The following is a 16,376-nucleotide window of genomic DNA, read 5'->3' on the forward strand; positions in this document are numbered from 1 at the left end:
CGTGACAGGACCTTCGGGGTGCTCAGTCCTCCAGTGCCTGGTAGAGGGTGGTCCAGAAGTCGTGCATCAGGTGGACCGAGTTGGGGGCCGAGCTGCCGACCTGGGTGAGGAGGATGCCGACGACGTTGTTGGCGGGGTCCGCGTACGTGGAGGTGCCGGAGCCGCCGTCCCAGCCGAACTGGCCGATGGGCGCGTAGTCGCCGCGGTACGTCCGTACCGCCATCCCGAAGCCCCAGCCTCCGTGCTGCCCCTGGCCGAAGGAGATGTGGACGTTGCTGGTGGCCAGTTCGGTGCGGGCGGCGTTCTGCGCGGGGGTCAGGCGGTTGGTGGTCATCAGCTCCACGGCCTGCCGGGACAGGATCCGATCCCCGCGGTGCCTGCCGCCGTTCAGCAGCATCCTGAAGTAGGCGTGGTAGTCGTCCGCGGTGGAGACCAGACCGCCCCCGCCGCCCTGGAACGCCGGCGGCGTGTTCCACCGGCCGCCCCGGGACTCGTCCCACACGTGGAACTCGCCCGACGCCGGATCGGGGGCGTAGAGGACCGGCATGCGGTCGGCCTTCTCGTCCGGGACGTGGAAGCCGGTGTCCCCCATCCCCAGCGGGTCGAGCACGCTCTCGCGGAGCACTTCCCCGAAGGGCTTGCCCGTCACCCGGGAGACCAGCACACCCGCCAGGTCGCTGGCGATGTGGTACTGCCACTGGTCACCGGGCTGATGCATCAGCGGCAGCGCGCCCAGGCGGCGCAGCCACTCGTCCTGGTCGGGCATCGGGGTGGGCAGGTTGGGCGTCAGTCCCTGCGCGAAGACCTCGTTCATGATCGGCGTACCGATCGAGGTCATGTCCATCCCGAGGCCGAAGGTCGAGGTCAGCACGTCCCGGACGGTGATCGGACGGCGCGCGGGGACCGTCTCGTCGAGCGGGCCGTCGAACCTCTTCAGCACCTGACGGTCGGCCAGTTCCGGCAGCCACGGGTCCACGGGGTCGTCCAGCCGCAGCCGGCACTCGTCCAGGAGCACCATCGCCGCCGCTATCGACAGCGGTTTGGAGGAGGAGGCCATCCGGAAGACGGTGTCCCGGCGCATCGGGGCGCCGCCGTCGTGCCGCATCGTGCCGAGCGTCTCGACATGCGTCTCGTCGTCCTTGCCGTACAGCGCGACGACGCCGGGGATCCTGCCGGACTCGACGTGCCGGGCCAGCACGTCGTGGATCTTGCGCTGCCCTGCTGCGGTGAAGTGGGACATGGTGGGGTGCTCCCTGGTCAGGTGGTGGGGGTGGTCTCGGTGGGGGTGATCTGGACGGGGGTGGTCTCGGTGGGGGTGGTCTGGGCGGGGGTGGTCTCGGTGGGGGGTGATCTGGACGGGGCGATCCGGGCGGGCGGGCAGGTGCGCTCTCGTCACTCGGCCGACAGGTCCAGCTGGTACTCGTGCGTGCTGCGGTGGAAGCGGAAGCCCAGTCGGCGGTTCACCGCGATCATGTGGGTGTTCTCCTGCGCGTTGTCCGTCTCGATCTCCTCGATGCCGGGGTGCTCGGCGCGGAGCCTGCGCACCATCTCCGCCTTGACCCACAGCCCCAGCTGGTGGCCGCGGTGAGCCGGCGCCACGACGGTGTCGTACTGCAGGGCCCGCTGGGTCTCCCCGGAGCGGATGACGATCTCGGTGTATCCCGCCATCTCGCCCTTGCCGAGCACGGCGGTCGTCAGCAGCAGGTCACCACGGTCGGCCAGTACTTCGGCCATCGCGCGGACCCGGTCGGCGGTCCAGGTCTGGCTTCCGTAGTCCATGTCGCCCATCGGCATGTCGTTCATCGCGTTCTTGACCGAGGCGAAGGCCTCCGCCAGTTCGTCGGGAACCGTGCCGGTCCAGCTGACCAGTTCGTAGCCGGGGTGTTCGGCCTCGGCCTCGGCGACGTCGGCGTCCGCGACGTCGAGCAGCAGGTGGTCGAAGGCCAGGACGCGCCGGAAGCCGCGAGCGGCGCAGAAGGCGCCGGTCGGTCCCTCACCGGGCGCGGCGGCCACCAGGCTGCGGCGCTCCTCGTCCCGTGCCGCCCGTACGGCCGTGGCCAGCAGGTGCGAGCCGACTCCCGAGCGCCGCCGGTCCGGGGTGACGTGCAGCTCCAGCTCCGCCAGGTGCAGCTGGCCGGACGAGGTGAACAGCCGCAGTCCGGCCACACCGACCACCGCGCCGTCGGCGTCGGTGGCCAGCCACAGCAGCCGGCGGTTGTGCCGCCCGGTGACGGAGAGTTGGGCGTGGATCTGTTCGACCGTGGGCCTGGGCTCCTCGGGCAGATCGGCGGCGAGCGAGGCCGACACGACCGCGTGCCAGGCGGTGGCGTCCTCGGTCGAGACCTGGGTGAGCGGGATGGCGTTGATCAAGGGGAACTCCTCGGTGGGGACGACTTCTGTCGCCCGTGTGTCATGGGGGCGGCTCGGAGAGCCGCTCGGATGATCGGGCCCAGCCTGGGTCATCACGTACGTTCAGGCCATCGCGTTTTCGCCGTCGGTGTGACGCACGAGCGGCCAGTCGATGTCGACGCGCGCCGCCGTGGCCAGGTAGTTGGTGAACACGCCGAGCGCCACATGGGCGATGATCTCGACGACGTGCCCGTCGGAGAGGCCGGCGTGCCGGGCCGCTTCCAGCCGCTCGTCGGAGACGACGCCGTGGTCGCGGACCACCGCGGCGGCCAGGTCCAGGACAGCGGCGGCCCAGGGGTCGTCCGCCTCGCCCCGCCGTGCGCGGCCGGCCTCGGCCGTGGTCAGCCCCGCCAGCTTGGTCCCGCGGAACATGTGCACGGACAGGCAGTAGTCGGACCGGTTCTCCTGCGCCACGAGCAGCGCGACGCGCTCGCGCACATCCGCCGCCAGGGTCCCCCGCGTGCTCAGGGCGGTGACGACGTCCACGTATCCCTTCAGTACGGTCGGGTTGTTGGCCATCACCCTGGCCAGCCGGGGGACGACCCCCAGGGCTCGGTGCGTGGCGGTGAGAAGGGACGCGGTCTGGCCGGTCGCCCTCTCCGGGTCGACGGTGTGGAGTGCTGTGGTGCCGGGTGCTGCGGTGTGGGGTGCTGCGGTGTGGGGTGCTGGCATGCCGGTAACCCTGCCGGTGGATCTTGATACATTCCCGATGCTTCTTCGATGCACGTGCTGGTGACCCCCGGAGTGACGGAATGCGGTTCACGGTTCTCGGCCCGGTGGAGGTCCAGGCTCCCGGTCCGGATTCGCCCGGTCTCGCGCCCCGCCATCGGGCCGTACTCGCCTATCTGTTGCTGCACGCCGGGGTCGTGATCAGCGCGGACCGCCTGGTCGACGCGATGTGGGGGCCGCTCCCGCCGGACTCCGCCCGCGCGCAGATCCAGACCACGATCGCCGCGATCCGCCGGATGCTGCGTGCTTCGGGGGCCGACGACATGCTGGCCAGCCGCCCGGCGGGGTACGTGATCACCCCCGAGCCGGGACAACTCGATCTGCAGGAGTTCACCGGCCTGATCGCCAAGGCGCCCGCCGGCTCCGACGGCAAGGCCGACACCGCGGACTCTGCGGACACCGCCGAGACCGCCGAGACCGCCGACCGGATACGCGCCGCCTTGGCCCTGTGGCGGGGGGAGCCGCTGGCCGACCTCACCGCCCATTACGTCCCCGCCGCCAGAGCGCGCCTGAACGGACAGCGGCTGACCGCCGTCGAGCGGCTGGCCGAGCTCGAGCTGTCCCTGGGCCGTCACGACGACCTCATCGACGAACTGGCCGCCCACCTGGCGGCCAATCCTCTGCGGGAGCGGCTCTGCTGCCGGCTGATGCTCGCCCTGCACCGCGCGGGACGCCAGCCCGAGGCCCTGCGGGTGGCCAGGGACTTCCGGACCGCGCTCGCCGAGGAGCAGGGCCTCGACCCCGGCCACGCGTTCACCAGGCTCGAACAGGACATCCTGCGGGACGCGCCCGACCTCCGGGCGCCGGCCTCCGCGCCCGCGCGGCCGCAGGGCGGCAACTTCCTGCCGTACGACGTCCCGGACTTCACCGGACGCGACGGCGAGCTCGACGGGCTGACCCGCCGGTTGACGGGCAACAGCGGTGCCGTCGTGACGATTTCGGCGATCGACGGGATGGCCGGGGTCGGCAAGACGACGCTCGCGGTCCACGCCGGGCACCGTCTCGCGGAGCAGTTTCCCGACGGACAGCTCTTCGTGGACCTGCAGGCCCACACCGCCGGTCAGACACCGCTCGACGCCGGTGCCGCGCTCGAGGTCCTCCTGGGCCAACTCGGCGTGCCGGCCAAGCACATCCCGGCGTCGGTCGCCGATCGCGCCGCGCTGTGGCGGTCCGAGCTGTCCGGCCGCCGGGTGCTGGCCGTACTGGACAACGCCCTCGGCACCGACCAGATCCGTCCCTTGCTGCCGGGCGCCTCCTCCCGCGCCCTCATCCTGATCACGAGCCGCCGCCGGCTGACCGACCTGGACGGGGCACACGCCCTGTCCATGGACGTGCTGCCCGCCGCGGACGCCGTGGAGTTGTTCGAGTCGATCGTGGGCGAACGGGCGACCGCCGAACCCCTGGCCGTCCTCGACGTCCTGCAGCTGTGCGGCTTCCTGCCGCTGGCCGTCCGCATCGCCGCCGCCCGGCTGCACCATCGACGCAGCTGGACCGTCGCCTACCTGGCCGACCGGCTCCGTGACCAGCGTCGTCGGCTGGCCGAGCTCGCCACCTCGGAGCGGGGGGTGGCGGCGGCGTTCACGCTGTCGTACGAGCAGTTGGCGCCCGACCAGCAGCGGATGTTCCGGCTCCTGGGGCTGCAGCCGGGCCGGGACATCGGTCCGGACGCGGCCGCCGCGCTGGCCGGCCTCCCCTTCGACCAGGCCGAGACGCTCCTGGAAGACCTCCTGGACGCCCATGTCCTGATCCAGCTCACGCCCGGCCGCTACACCTTCCACGACCTGCTGCGCGAGCACGCCCTGGCCACGGCGGCCGCCGAGGAACCTCCCCAGGCCCGGCACGAGGCCGTCGACCGGCTCGTCCACCACTATCTCCACACCGCGAGCGCGGCCGTCGACCACCTCTACCCCGAGGGCCGGAACCGCAGACCACGCATCCCCGCCCCGGACGCCCCGACCCCCGCCCCGACCCCGCGGGACGGGGCCGAGGCGATCGCCTGGCTGGACGTCGAGCGCGCGAACCTCATGGCGGTCGGCCAGTACCCCGCCGAGCACGACGGGCGCCCGCACACCAGCCAACTGGCCGCCACCCTGCACCGCTACCTGCTGGGCCACGCCCACCAGGCCGACGCGCTGACCCTCCACGGCCTGGCGCTCGGAGCCAGCCGCCGCAGCGGCGACACGACCGCGGAGGCGCGCACCCTCATCGACGTCGGCGAGGTCCACTTCTGGTGGCACGGCGCGTACGAGCGGGCGGCCGAGCACTACCGGCACGCCCTGGGCCTCGCGCGGGAGTGCGGCGACCGGATCGCCGCCGCCCGCGCGCTGCAGAACCTCGGCGACGTCGCCAGGCGGCGGCGTGACCACGACCGGGCCCACGAGCACTGCGGGGAGGCCCTGTCGCTCTTCCGCGAACTCGGCGACCGCGCCGGCGAGGCCCGGTGCCTGACCGGTCTCGGCATCGACCACGAGCGCCAGGGCCGGTACGAGGAGGCCCACGACCACCACCGCCAGGCCCTGCGCGCGTACCGCGAGACCGGATCCCGCATCGGCGAGACCATCGTCCTGAACAACATCGGGCTGCTGTACCAGCGGCAGGGCCGTCACGACGAGGCGCGACGGCATCATGACGAGGCCCTGGAGCTGAGCCGCAGGTTCGACTTCCCCGGCGACGAGGCCGAGTCCCTCAACGCCCTGGCGGAGGCGGCCCGTTCCCTGGGCGACCTGGAGCGGGCGGCGGGCGAGCACGACTCCGCGCTGGCCCTCGCCCGCGAGTTCGGCTACCTCCCCGAACAGGCCCGGGCCCACCGGGGCCTGGCGCATGTCCACCGCGGCCTGGGCCGTACCGGCCTCGCCCACGATCACGCCCGACAGGCCCTCGATCTGTACACCGCGCTCGCCGTCCCCGAGGCCGATGAGATCCGCGCATTCCTCACCGAGACGGCGCCGGTGGCGGCGGTGGAGGGCTCGTGAACGGCCGGTCCGTCGACGGCACGGGTGAGGTGCCTGGGCCTCCCGGCTGGCGGGTGTTCGTCGTCGGGGGCGCGTCGGGGATGGGGAAGACCGGTGTCGCGCGGGCACTGGCGCGGCGGTACGGCGTGCCCGTCGTGGAGGTCGACGACATCGTGGAGGCGCTGCTCGCGGTGACGCTGCCCGAGCACCTGCCGGAGGTCCACTTCTGGCGCACGCACCCGGAGGCCGCCCGGCGGGCGCCCGAGTCCGTGGTGGAGCGGCAGATCGCGATCGCCGAGGCGCTGGCCCCGGCGGTCGAGGCGGTGGTGGCCAACCACGTGGGCACCGACACCCCGGTGATCCTGGAGGGCGACTACCTCCTGCCCCGCGTGGTGACGCCCGGCGGTCCGGTCCGTGGCGTCTTCCTCCACGAGGACGACGAGGCGCGGGTGACGGCCAACTACCTGCACCGGGAGCCGAAGGCCGGGCCGCAGCGCCATCGCGCCCGCGTCAGCGTGCTGTACGGCCGATGGCTCGCCGCGCGGGCCCGGGAGGCCGGTGTGCCGGTCGTCGCTCCGCGTCCGTGGGAGGACCTGGCCGACCGCGTGGGGAGGCTGGGGGAAACGGTCACGTAGGTCCGGAGGCGGCCTTCGTACGGTGGCCGGGGCCGGCTTCGTACGACCACCGGGGCCGGCTTCGTACGACCACCGGGGCCGGCTTCGTACGACCACCGGGGCCGGCGTCGTACGACCACCGGGGCCGGCGTCGTACGACCACCAGGGCCGGCTTCGTACGACCACCAGGGCCGGCTTCGTACGACCGCCAGGGCCGGCTTCGTACGACCCCCAGGGACCCTTCGTACGGCCCCGGCCGCCTCCGCGGCCGCTGCTAGCCTGCGGTTCATGATCAGGGGCAGCGCCACCGACCGAATAGCCCGCCTGGCCCGCGTGGCGGGAGACAACAGCCCGGAGCGGGTGCTGATCGCCGCCAGCTTCGTCAACCGGGTCGGGAACGGCCTGTTCAACGCGGCGTCGGCGCTCTACTTCACCTTGATCGTGGGCCTGCCCGCGGTGCAGGTCGGGGCCGCGCTCACCATCGCCGGACTGATCGGCCTGTTCGCGGGGATACCCGGCGGCCATCTCGCCGACCGGCGCGGCGCCCGCACGATCATGATGCTGGCCCTCGCGGTCCAAGCGGTCTCGATGTCGGCACTCCTGCTCGTCGAGAGCTGGACCGCGCTGACCGTCCTCGCGACGGTCGACCAGATCGCCGCGGCGGCCGGCGGGGCTGCCTGGGGCGCTCTGGTGGCCCGGGTCGGGACTGAACGCCCGGCGCGGTTCCGGGCGAAACTGCGCACCTTCGTCAATCTGGGCGTCATCTTCGGAACGGTGGGTTCCGGGCTGGCGCTGGCGGCGGGCACCCGTGGCGCCTATGTCGCGCTGATCCTCGGCAACGCGGCGAGCTTCGCCCTGAGCGCGCTGCTCCTGTTCCTGCTGCCGCACTACCCGGCGCTGCCGGCCCCGCCGCGAGAGCGTCGTCGGCCGGCCTTCACGGACCGCCCGTACCTGACGTTCACCGCGCTGTACGGAGCCATGGGACTGCAGTACTCGGTGGTGTCCCTGCTCCTGCCGATCTGGATCTCCCAGCACACCGAGGCGCCGCGCTGGACGGTGGCGGCGGTGTTCGCCGTCAACGCGGCCTTCTGCGTCCTCCTGCAGACCAGGATCGGCTCCCGCATCGAGACCCCGCTCGACGGCGGCCGGGCGTTCCGCAACGCGGGGCTGCTCTTCCTCGTCAGCTGCCCGATGATGGCGCTGGCGGCGTACACGCCGGTCTGGGCGGCGGCGGGCCTGCTCGTCGCGGCGATCTTCGTCCACAGCCTCGGGGAGATCTGGGAGTCCTCGGCGGGCTTCGCCCTGGGCTTCGGCCTCGCGCCCGACCACGCCCAGGGCCAGTACCAGGGCCTCCTCGGCCTCGGCTTCCGCGCGGGCCAGGCCCTGGCCCCCGCGATCCTGACCACGGTGGTGCTCGGCCTCGGCACGGCGGGCTGGCTGCTCCTCGCGGCGTTCTTCGCGGCCCTGGGCGCGGCCGGGCCCGCGCTGGCCCGCTGGGGCGTGCGCACCCGGCCGCAGCCGGCCGTCGCGGTGGAAGCGACGGGCTGACCACTCCCCCGCAGGCGCCCGGGGTCCCGCCGTGGGTGCCCCGGCCCGGAAGGTGGGTCATTCTTGGGGTGTGGGTGCCGTACGTGGTGGGTCCCCGGGGAAAAAGCGGAGTCGCGGCCGAGGGTCGCGCTCGGCCCTGGTCGGCGTGGCCGCCGCCCTCGTCCTGGGCCTGACTGCGTCGGCCGGTTGCGCGGGCGGTGAGAGCGGCAGCGGTAGCGGCGGTGGGGATCGCGGTGCCGGCGTGTCCACCGGCGCGCCCGGGCCCGTGTCGCTCGTTCCCCCGGCCTCCGCTCCTCCCCCGGCGCCCTCGGCCGCTTCCCCCGCGTCACCGGCCGCCGCTCCTCCCCCCACGCCCTCCCCCGCCCCCTCCGCCTCGGCGGCCCCCTCGCCCCGTGGGCCTGTCGCCGCCGAGCTCTCCATACCCTCGATCGGTGTCGAGGACCTCGACGTCCTGCCGTACGAGGGGACGACCGACGACCGCGCGGGCACGCGTATCCAGGACCGCGGCGTGGCCGCGAGTCCTCACGGCGCGCGCGGTGGCGTGGGGCCGGGTGAGGTGGGCAACTATCTGGTGACCGCCCATCGGCTCTCCGCCGGCGGGCCCCTGCGGGACCTGCCCTCGGTCGAGGTGGGGGATCTGGTGCACGTCACCGCCGACGGCACCGTCCACACGTACGAGATCGTCGAGACCCGGACCACGTCCTTCCGGTCGGCCCGCTCGCTCGCCGAGCAGCGGGCCGCCGTGCCGGGTGAGCCGGGCGAGAAGCCCACCCGCGCCATGATCACGCTCTCCACCTGCGCGACCCCCGAGGACAACGCCGCGGGCAACTTCTGGCGGGACGCCCAGCACAACCCCGAGCACCGCATCGACAAGATCGGCGTCCTGAAGTCCACGCGGCCCGCGTAGCGTCCCGGCGCCTCAGCACAGCCGGCCCGGCCCAGGCGGCCCGGGCGGCCCGGCCCCCCAGCCGCCGCGTCAGCGCAGGCGGTGCGGCAGCCGGACGCGGACCAGCGTGGTCTCCACGTCGCTGTCGACCAGGCGCCCGTTCGCGTCGAAGGCCTCCGGGCCGTCCGTCATGCCGAAGTCGTTGTCGTTGAGGAGGACCAGGGTCGAGGAGCCCTCCACGGCGATGCCCTCGATCTTGCCGGGGACGCCCTCGACCGTGTTCAGGTCGACCACCAGGCGCTTCGCCAGGACCGGGGCGTCGGCGGCCGCCTCGTCGTCGAGCTGCTCCAGGGACGGGCTCGCCGTCGTGTCCCACGGGGTGCCGAGGATGTCGGCGCCGCGGCGGAGCCGTACCTCGTAGAGGCGGGAGGCCTTGTCCGTGCGCTCCTGGACGAGCAGGCGGTCGCCGCCCAGGGCCACGATCGAGGAGATCTTCAGCTCCGACGTCTTCGTCTGGCCCGGCTCCACGACGCCCACCGGGTCGAAGCGGTACGCGTACTCCGCCGTGACCCGGTTCCCGCGGGTCGAGAAGCGCAGCAGGCGGGTGGTGCGGGAGTCCTCGCCGGCGGCCTTGTCCGGGTTGAGCAGCGGGCTCTGCAGCGCCATCACCAGGTCGCCGTCGGGGAGCAGTGCCAGGCCCTCGAAGCCGCGGTTGACCTTGCGCTTGAGGAAGATCGACGGCAGCGACTCGATCACCGGGTAGTCGGCGCCGGTCAGGTGGAGGCCCTTGGGGACGTGGCGGGCGAGAACCCGGCCCGTGGCGGAGACGTGCACCAGCGACGGGCCGTACTCGTCCACGAGCCAGAAGCTGCCGTCCCGGTCCCGGACGAGCCCTTCGGTGTCGAGGCCGTTCACGTTGTACGCGAGCGGGGTCGTGGCGTTGTGGTCGTACGGGGCCTCGTCGCGGCCCGGCTGGTTGGGGAGGCCCGTGACGGGTGCGCCGGAGGCGGTGGTGAGCGGGATGGACCTCAGCACCTGGATCCGGCCGCCGGTCGCGCGGACCTTCACGATCGCCGGGTCGAAGCCGGGCACCGGGAAGGTGCGTCGCTTGTCCTTGCCGACCGCTATCTGGCCGTTGGGGCCCCGGTCGGTGACCGTCCAGTACTCGCCGCGCCGCTCGGCCGGGTACAGGTCGCTGCCGATGCCGCCCAGGTCGACGTCCCGGTCGTCGTCGACGCTGCCGGGCAGCAGGCCGTTGCTGAAGGCGGCCAGCGGGATGTCCGGCAGGGTCGAGGTGGAGACGACCCGGGCGGCGGAGCCGTGCCGCGCCGGCTCGGCCTCGGCCGTACCCATGACCACCGTCAGCGCGAGCGCGGCGGACAGCGGAAGGACCACGACGGCGGGCCGGCGCATGAGGCGCGGATACATCTGAACTCCCTTTGAACACACGGAATGTCGCCCATGAGGCGACTTCATGGTCCAGTTCCGGCCACAACGGTGGGCGTCGGGTGTGCGGCTTCGGGGCGAGCCCTGGGTGAACGCGCGACTCCGGCCCGCGGGTGTCAGTGCCGGGGAGGACAATCGCGCCATGGTGATCACCGCGCGCGCCCTCAACCGCTCCACACTCGCCCGGCAGCTCCTTCTCGACCGGGTGCCGATCGGTGTCGGGGACGCCGTGCGCCGGGTGGTGGCGCTGCAGGCGCAGCAACCGGGTTCGCCCTACGTGGCGTTGTGGAACCGCGTCGCCGGCTTCGATCCCGCGCTGCTCGACAAGGCCGTGGAGGGTTTCGAGCTGGTCAGGTCGACCCTGATGCGGCTCACGCTGCACCTGGTGCACGCCGAGGACTACCGGGCGTTCCGCGAGGCCATGGAGCCGACCCTGCGCGGTTCGCGGCTCCACGATCCCCGGTTCAAGGCGGCGGGGTTCACGGCCGACGACGCCGACGCGCTGCTGCCCGCTCTCCTCGAGTTCGCCGGGGAGGCCCGGAGCGGGGCCCAGATGCGGGAGCGCCTCGAAGCGGCGCGCGGCGGGCCGGTGGAGGCGGTGGTGTGGCGGATGATGCGGCAGTACGCGCCGCTGTGGCACGCGCCGACGGGGCCGCCGTGGTCGTTCGGGGCGGCGCAGTCGTTCGTGACGGCGAGCGCGCCGCTGCCCGTGCTCGGTGATCCGGAGGCGGCTACGGCGGGGCTCGCCGTCCTGATCCGGCGCTATCTGGAGGGCTTCGGGCCGGCGTCCGTACCCGACATGGCGCAGTTCACGCTGGCGCCGCGGGGGAAGGTCCGCGAGGCCGTACGGCTTGTCGAGGGGGAGCTGGAGCGGCTGGAGGGGCCCGGCGGGATCCTCCTGTACGACGTGCCCGGGGCGCCCCGGCCCGACGAGGACGTCCCGGCGCCGCCCCGTCTGCTCGCGATGTGGGACAGCGTCCTGCTGGCCTACGCGGACCGCAGCCGGGTCATCCCGGCCGAGTACCGCGGGCATGTGATCCGCGTGAACGGCGACACGCTGCCGACGCTGCTCGTCGACGGGTACGTGGCCGGGGTCTGGCGCCCCGTCGAGGGAGGCATCGAGGCCTCGGCCTTCCACCCGCTGCCCGACCGGGTCTGGGCGGAACTCGCGGAGGAGGCCGAGGCGCTCGACGGCTTCCTCGCCGCCCGTGACCGTCGGGTCTACAGCCGCTACGACCACTGGTGGGTCAAGGGGCTTCCCACGGTGGAGACCCGGGTGCTGCCGGGGCGCTGACCGCCGGCGAGGGCCGCCGGCGGCCGTCGCCGCCCCGATGGCCGGGGCTCAGCCCTTCGCCGTCACCAGCTGCTTGAGGGCGATGTTGAGCTGGAGGACGTTGACGCGCGGCTCGCCGATGAAGCCGAGGACGCGGTCGTCGGTGTGGTCGGCGACGAGCTTGTCGACCGCCTCGACGTCCAGCTTGTTCATCTCGGCGACCCGGTGGACCTGGAGCTCGGCGTACTCCGGGGAGATGTGCGGGTCGAGGCCGGAGCCGGAGGAGGTGACGGCGTCGGCGGGGACGTCCGACGGCTTCACCTCGTAGTCGGCCGTCGCGTTGTCCTTGATGACGGCGGCCTTGGCGTCCTTGACCCAGGTGATCAGGTCGTCGTTGTCGCCCGAGCGGTTCGTGGCACCGGAGAGGATCAGCTTGTACCGGGTGTTGACGCTGTTGGAGCCCAGGCCGTTCGACGGGCGCGGCTGGAACCACCTCAGGTCCGGCGCCGCCGTCTCCTCCCCGTCCTTCAGCGGCAGGTTGTAGGTCTGGCCGATCAGTTCCGAGCCGACGACCTTGCCGCTCGCGTCGGTGACCTCGGAGCCGTTCGCCTTGCCGGGGAAGGCCACCTGGGCGATGCCGGTGACGGCGAGCGGGTAGAGGACGCCGCACACGACGGTGAGGACGAGGAGGGCGCGAAGGCCCGCCCAGAGCAGACGGCCTGTGCTTCCTGCGGAGTTGTTCATGATCAGCCGATTCCGGGGATGAGGGAGAGGAGCACGTCGATGATCTTGATGCCGATGAACGGGGCGATCAGGCCGCCGAGTCCGTAGATCCCGAGGTTGCGCCGGAGCATCGAGTCGGCGCTGGCGGGCCGGTAGCGAACGCCCTTGAGGGCGAGCGGGACCAGGGCGACGATGATCAGCGCGTTGAAGATGACGGCCGAGAGGATCGCGGACTCGGGCGAGGCCAGGCCCATGATGTTGAGCCTGTCCAGCGACGGGTAGGCCACGGCGAACATCGCGGGGATGATCGCGAAGTACTTCGCCACGTCGTTGGCGATCGAGAACGTCGTCAACGCACCTCGGGTGATGAGGAGTTGCTTGCCGATCTCGACGATCTCGATGAGCTTGGTCGGGTTGGAGTCGAGGTCGACCATGTTGCCGGCCTCCTTCGCGGCCGACGTGCCCGTGTTCATCGCGACACCGACATCGGCCTGGGCGAGCGCGGGGGCGTCGTTGGTACCGTCACCGGTCATCGCGACGAGCTTGCCGCCCGCCTGCTCGCGCTTGATGAGGGCCATCTTGTCCTCGGGCGTCGCCTCGGCGAGGAAGTCGTCGACGCCCGCCTCCTCGGCGATCGCCTTCGCGGTCAGCGGGTTGTCACCCGTGATCATGACGGTACGGATGCCCATGCGGCGCAGCTCGTCGAACCGCTCCCGCATGCCCTCCTTCACGACATCCTTCAGGTGGACGACGCCGAGGACGCGCGCGCCCTCGTCATCCTCCAGAGCCACCAGCAGCGGCGTGCCACCAGCCTGGGAAATCCGGTCCGTGAGCGCCTGCGCGTCCTCGGAGACACTGCCGCCCCGCTCCTTCACCCACGCCACGACCGAACCGGTCGCACCCTTGCGCACCTTGCGTCCGTCCACGTCCACACCCGACATGCGGGTCTGGGCGGTGAACTCGATCCACTCGGCACCGACGAGCTCGCCCTGGTGGCGCTCGCGCAGGCCGTACTTCTCCTTCGCGAGGACCACGATCGAACGGCCCTCGGGAGTCTCGTCGGCGAGCGAGGACAGCTGGGCGGCGTCGGCGAGTTCGGCCTCCGTCGTCCCGGAGACCGGGGCGAACTCCGAGGCCTGGCGGTTGCCGAGGGTGATCGTGCCCGTCTTGTCGAGCAGCAGCGTCGAGACGTCGCCGGCGGCCTCGACCGCGCGGCCGGACATGGCGAGGACGTTGCGCTGGACCAGCCGGTCCATGCCGGCGATGCCGATCGCGGAGAGCAGCGCGCCGATCGTCGTCGGGATCAGGCACACCAGCAGGGCGGTGAGGACGATGAGCGAGGTCTGCTTGTCGGCGCCCGCGTAGATCGCGAACGGCTTGAGCGTCACGACCGCGAGCAGGAAGACGATGGTGAGGGACGCCAGGAGGATGTTGAGGGCGATCTCGTTGGGGGTCTTCTGCCGGGCCGCGCCCTCGACCAGGCTGATCATCCGGTCGATGAAGGTCTCGCCGGGCTTCGTCGTGATCTTCACGACGATCCGGTCCGACAGGACCTTCGTGCCGCCCGTCACCGCACACCGGTCGCCGCCGGACTCCCGGATCACCGGGGCCGACTCGCCCGTGATGGCCGACTCGTCGACCGACGCGACGCCGTCGACGACGTCACCGTCGCCGGGGATGATGTCGCCGGCCTCGCAGACCACCAGGTCGCCGACGCGCAGTTCGGTTCCCGGGACCCGCTCCTCGTTCGTGCCGATGATCCTGCGCGCGACGGTGTCGGTCTTGGCCTTGCGCAGGGTGTCGGCCTGCGCCTTGCCGCGGCCCTCGGCCACCGCCTCCGCCAGGTTGGCGAAGATCGTCGTCAGCCACAGCCAGGCCGTGATCGCCCAGCCGAACCAGTCCCCCGGGTTCATGACGGCGAGCACGGTCGTGACGATCGAGCCGATCAACACCACGAACATGACAGGGGACTTGACCATGACCCGCGGGTCGAGCTTCTTGATCGCGTCCGGGAAGGACGTGACCAGCTGCTTCGGGTCGAACAGTCCGCCGCCGACGCGTCCGGCCTCGGCCGGCCGGCCGCTGGGCGCCCCGGACTGCGGGGGCCGGGTGGGAGTGATGGTGCTCATGCTGCGAGCCCTTCGGCGAGCGGTCCCAGCGCGAGGGCCGGGAAGTAGGTGAGACCGGTGATGATGAGGATCGTGCCGACCAGCAGGCCCGTGAACAGCGGCTTCTCGGTCCGCAGGGTGCCAGCCGTCTCCGGCACGGGCGTCTGCTCGGCCAGCGAACCCGCCAGCGCGAGGACGAACACCATCGGCAGGAACCGGCCGAGGAGCATCGCGATGCCGATGGTCGAGTTGAACCACTGGGTGTCCGCGTTCAGGCCCGCGAACGCGGATCCGTTGTTGTTCGCACCCGAGGTGTAGGCGTAGAGGATCTCGGAGAAGCCGTGCGCGCCGGAGTTCGTCATCGAGTTCGACGGCGTGTCCAGCGCCATCGCCACCGCCGTGAAGCAGAGCACCAGGGCCGGGGTGATGAGGATGTAGCAGGCGGCGAACTTGATCTCGCGGGTGCCGATCTTCTTGCCCAGGTACTCGGGGGTGCGGCCGACCATCAGACCGGCGATGAACACCGCGATGACCGCCATGATCAGCATGCCGTAGAGGCCGGAGCCGACACCGCCGGGCGCGATCTCGCCGAGCTGCATGCCCAGCATCGTGATGCCGCCGCCGAAGCCGGTGTACGAGGAGTGGAAGGAGTTCACCGCTCCCGTCGAGGTCAGCGTGGTGGCGACCGCGAAGATCGACGAGCCGCCGATCCCGAACCGGGTCTCCTTGCCCTCCATCGCCCCGCCGGCGATGTCGAACGCGGGACCGTGGTGGGCGAACTCGGTCCACATCATCAGCGCCGTGAAGCCGAGCCAGATCGCGGCCATCGTGCCGAGGATCGCGTACCCCTGCTTCAGCGAGCCGACCATCCGGCCGAACGTCCGCGTCAGCGCGAAGGGGATGACGAGGATCAGGTAGATCTCGAAGAGGTTGGAGAGCCCGTCGGGGTTCTCGAAGGGGTGGGACGAGTTGGCGTTGAAGTAGCCGCCGCCGTTCGTGCCCAGCTCCTTGATGACCTCCTGTGAGGCCACCGCCCCGCCGTTCCACTGCTGCGTCCCGCCCATGAACTGGCCGACCTCGTGGATGCCGGCGAAGTTCTGGATCGCACCGCACGCGACGAGCACCAGCGCGCCCACGACGGAGATCGGGAGCAGGACGCGGACCGTGCCCCGGACCAGGTCGGACCAGAAGTTGCCCAGCTCACCGGTGCGGGACCGGGCGAAGCCGCGCACCAGCGCGACCGCCACGGCGATGCCCACGGCCGCCGACACGAAGTTCTGCACCGCCAGGCCGCCGGTCTGCACGACGTGGCCCATGGCCTGCTCGCCGTAGTACGACTGCCAGTTCGTGTTCGCCACGAACGACGCGGCCGTGTTGAACGCCTGGTCCGGGTCGATCGACACGAAGCCGAGCGAGCCGGGCAGCGCACCCTGCACCCGCTGGAGCAGATAGAGGAAGAGGACGCTCACGGCGGAGAAGGCGAGGACGCCGCGCAGGTACGCGGGCCAGCGCATCTCCACCGACGGGTTGGCGCCGATGCCCTTGTAGATCCACTTCTCCACCCGCAGGTGCTTGTCGGAGGAGTAGACCCTGGCCATGTAGTCACCCAGCGGGCGGTACGACAGGCCGAGCGCGACCAGAAGGGCGAGGAGCTGGAGGGCGCCGGCAAGAACGGGACTCATGATCGGC

The 16,376-nt window shown here is 72.1% G+C and carries 12 protein-coding genes; 5 read left to right on the forward strand and 7 right to left on the reverse strand.

Annotated elements, in window-relative coordinates; translation table 11 throughout:
- Positions 1-22: 22 nt before the first annotated feature.
- From ACIP8Z_RS15280 to ACIP8Z_RS15290, 3 genes are all read right to left on the reverse strand, one after another.
- Positions 23-1,240, reverse strand: a complete 1,218-nt coding sequence (locus ACIP8Z_RS15280; protein WP_402083287.1) for a serine hydrolase domain-containing protein — start codon at positions 1,238-1,240, stop codon at positions 23-25.
- A gap of 152 nt (positions 1,241-1,392) precedes the next feature.
- A complete protein-coding gene (locus ACIP8Z_RS15285) occupies positions 1,393-2,370 on the reverse strand; it encodes a GNAT family N-acetyltransferase (RefSeq protein WP_402083290.1) in 978 nt (325 codons plus the stop codon).
- 102 nt (positions 2,371-2,472) lie between these two features.
- Positions 2,473-3,081, reverse strand: coding sequence for a carboxymuconolactone decarboxylase family protein (locus ACIP8Z_RS15290; RefSeq protein ID WP_402083293.1), 609 nt, complete (start codon positions 3,079-3,081; stop codon positions 2,473-2,475).
- An 80-nt stretch (positions 3,082-3,161) separates the two neighbouring features.
- Here ACIP8Z_RS15290 and ACIP8Z_RS15295 point away from each other — a divergent pair, with 80 nt between their 5' ends.
- The 4 genes from ACIP8Z_RS15295 (at position 3,162) to ACIP8Z_RS15310 (ending at position 9,158) form a co-directional block, all read left to right on the forward strand.
- Positions 3,162-6,110 (forward strand): AfsR/SARP family transcriptional regulator, encoded by a 2,949-nt coding sequence (locus tag ACIP8Z_RS15295; RefSeq protein WP_402083296.1) that lies wholly within the window; start codon positions 3,162-3,164, stop codon positions 6,108-6,110.
- On the forward strand, positions 6,107-6,724 hold the full coding sequence (locus ACIP8Z_RS15300) for a hypothetical protein (protein ID WP_402083298.1): 618 nt from the start codon (positions 6,107-6,109) through the stop codon (positions 6,722-6,724). Before ACIP8Z_RS15295 ends, ACIP8Z_RS15300 begins: the two co-directional genes overlap by 4 nt.
- 267 nt (positions 6,725-6,991) lie before the next feature.
- Complete coding sequence (locus ACIP8Z_RS15305; protein WP_402083301.1) at positions 6,992-8,251, forward strand: MFS transporter; 1,260 nt, start codon at positions 6,992-6,994, stop codon at positions 8,249-8,251.
- Between the two features lie 241 nt (positions 8,252-8,492).
- Entirely contained in the window at positions 8,493-9,158 is a 666-nt protein-coding gene (locus ACIP8Z_RS15310) for a class E sortase (protein ID WP_402083304.1), read from the forward strand.
- A 69-nt stretch (positions 9,159-9,227) separates the two neighbouring features.
- Here ACIP8Z_RS15310 and ACIP8Z_RS15315 read toward each other — a convergent pair whose 3' ends face one another.
- Positions 9,228-10,565, reverse strand: coding sequence for an esterase-like activity of phytase family protein (locus ACIP8Z_RS15315; RefSeq protein ID WP_402083307.1), 1,338 nt, complete (start codon positions 10,563-10,565; stop codon positions 9,228-9,230).
- Positions 10,566-10,725: 160 nt separating this feature from the next.
- Between ACIP8Z_RS15315 and ACIP8Z_RS15320 the strand changes: the two genes are divergently transcribed.
- The gene (locus ACIP8Z_RS15320; RefSeq protein ID WP_402083310.1) at positions 10,726-11,877 is read left to right on the forward strand and encodes a winged helix DNA-binding domain-containing protein; all 1,152 of its coding nucleotides are present in this window, start codon (positions 10,726-10,728) and stop codon (positions 11,875-11,877) included.
- A 48-nt stretch (positions 11,878-11,925) separates the two neighbouring features.
- On the opposite strand, the gene ACIP8Z_RS15325 is transcribed toward ACIP8Z_RS15320, so the two are convergent.
- From ACIP8Z_RS15325 to kdpA, 3 genes are read right to left on the reverse strand one after another with little or no spacing between them, the layout of a single operon-like run.
- The gene (locus tag ACIP8Z_RS15325) at positions 11,926-12,600 is read right to left on the reverse strand and encodes a potassium-transporting ATPase subunit C (RefSeq protein WP_402083312.1); all 675 of its coding nucleotides are present in this window, start codon (positions 12,598-12,600) and stop codon (positions 11,926-11,928) included.
- A 2-nt stretch (positions 12,601-12,602) separates the two neighbouring features.
- On the reverse strand, positions 12,603-14,708 hold the full coding sequence (gene kdpB, locus ACIP8Z_RS15330) for a potassium-transporting ATPase subunit KdpB (protein WP_402083314.1): 2,106 nt from the start codon (positions 14,706-14,708) through the stop codon (positions 12,603-12,605).
- Entirely contained in the window at positions 14,705-16,369 is a 1,665-nt protein-coding gene (kdpA, locus tag ACIP8Z_RS15335) for a potassium-transporting ATPase subunit KdpA (protein WP_402083316.1), read from the reverse strand. The genes kdpB and kdpA overlap by 4 nt, the downstream gene beginning before the upstream one ends.
- Positions 16,370-16,376: the final 7 nt, after the last annotated feature.

Source organism: Streptomyces sp. NPDC088553, from assembly GCF_044752965.1.
Classification (GTDB): Bacteria; Actinomycetota; Actinomycetes; order Streptomycetales; family Streptomycetaceae; genus Streptomyces.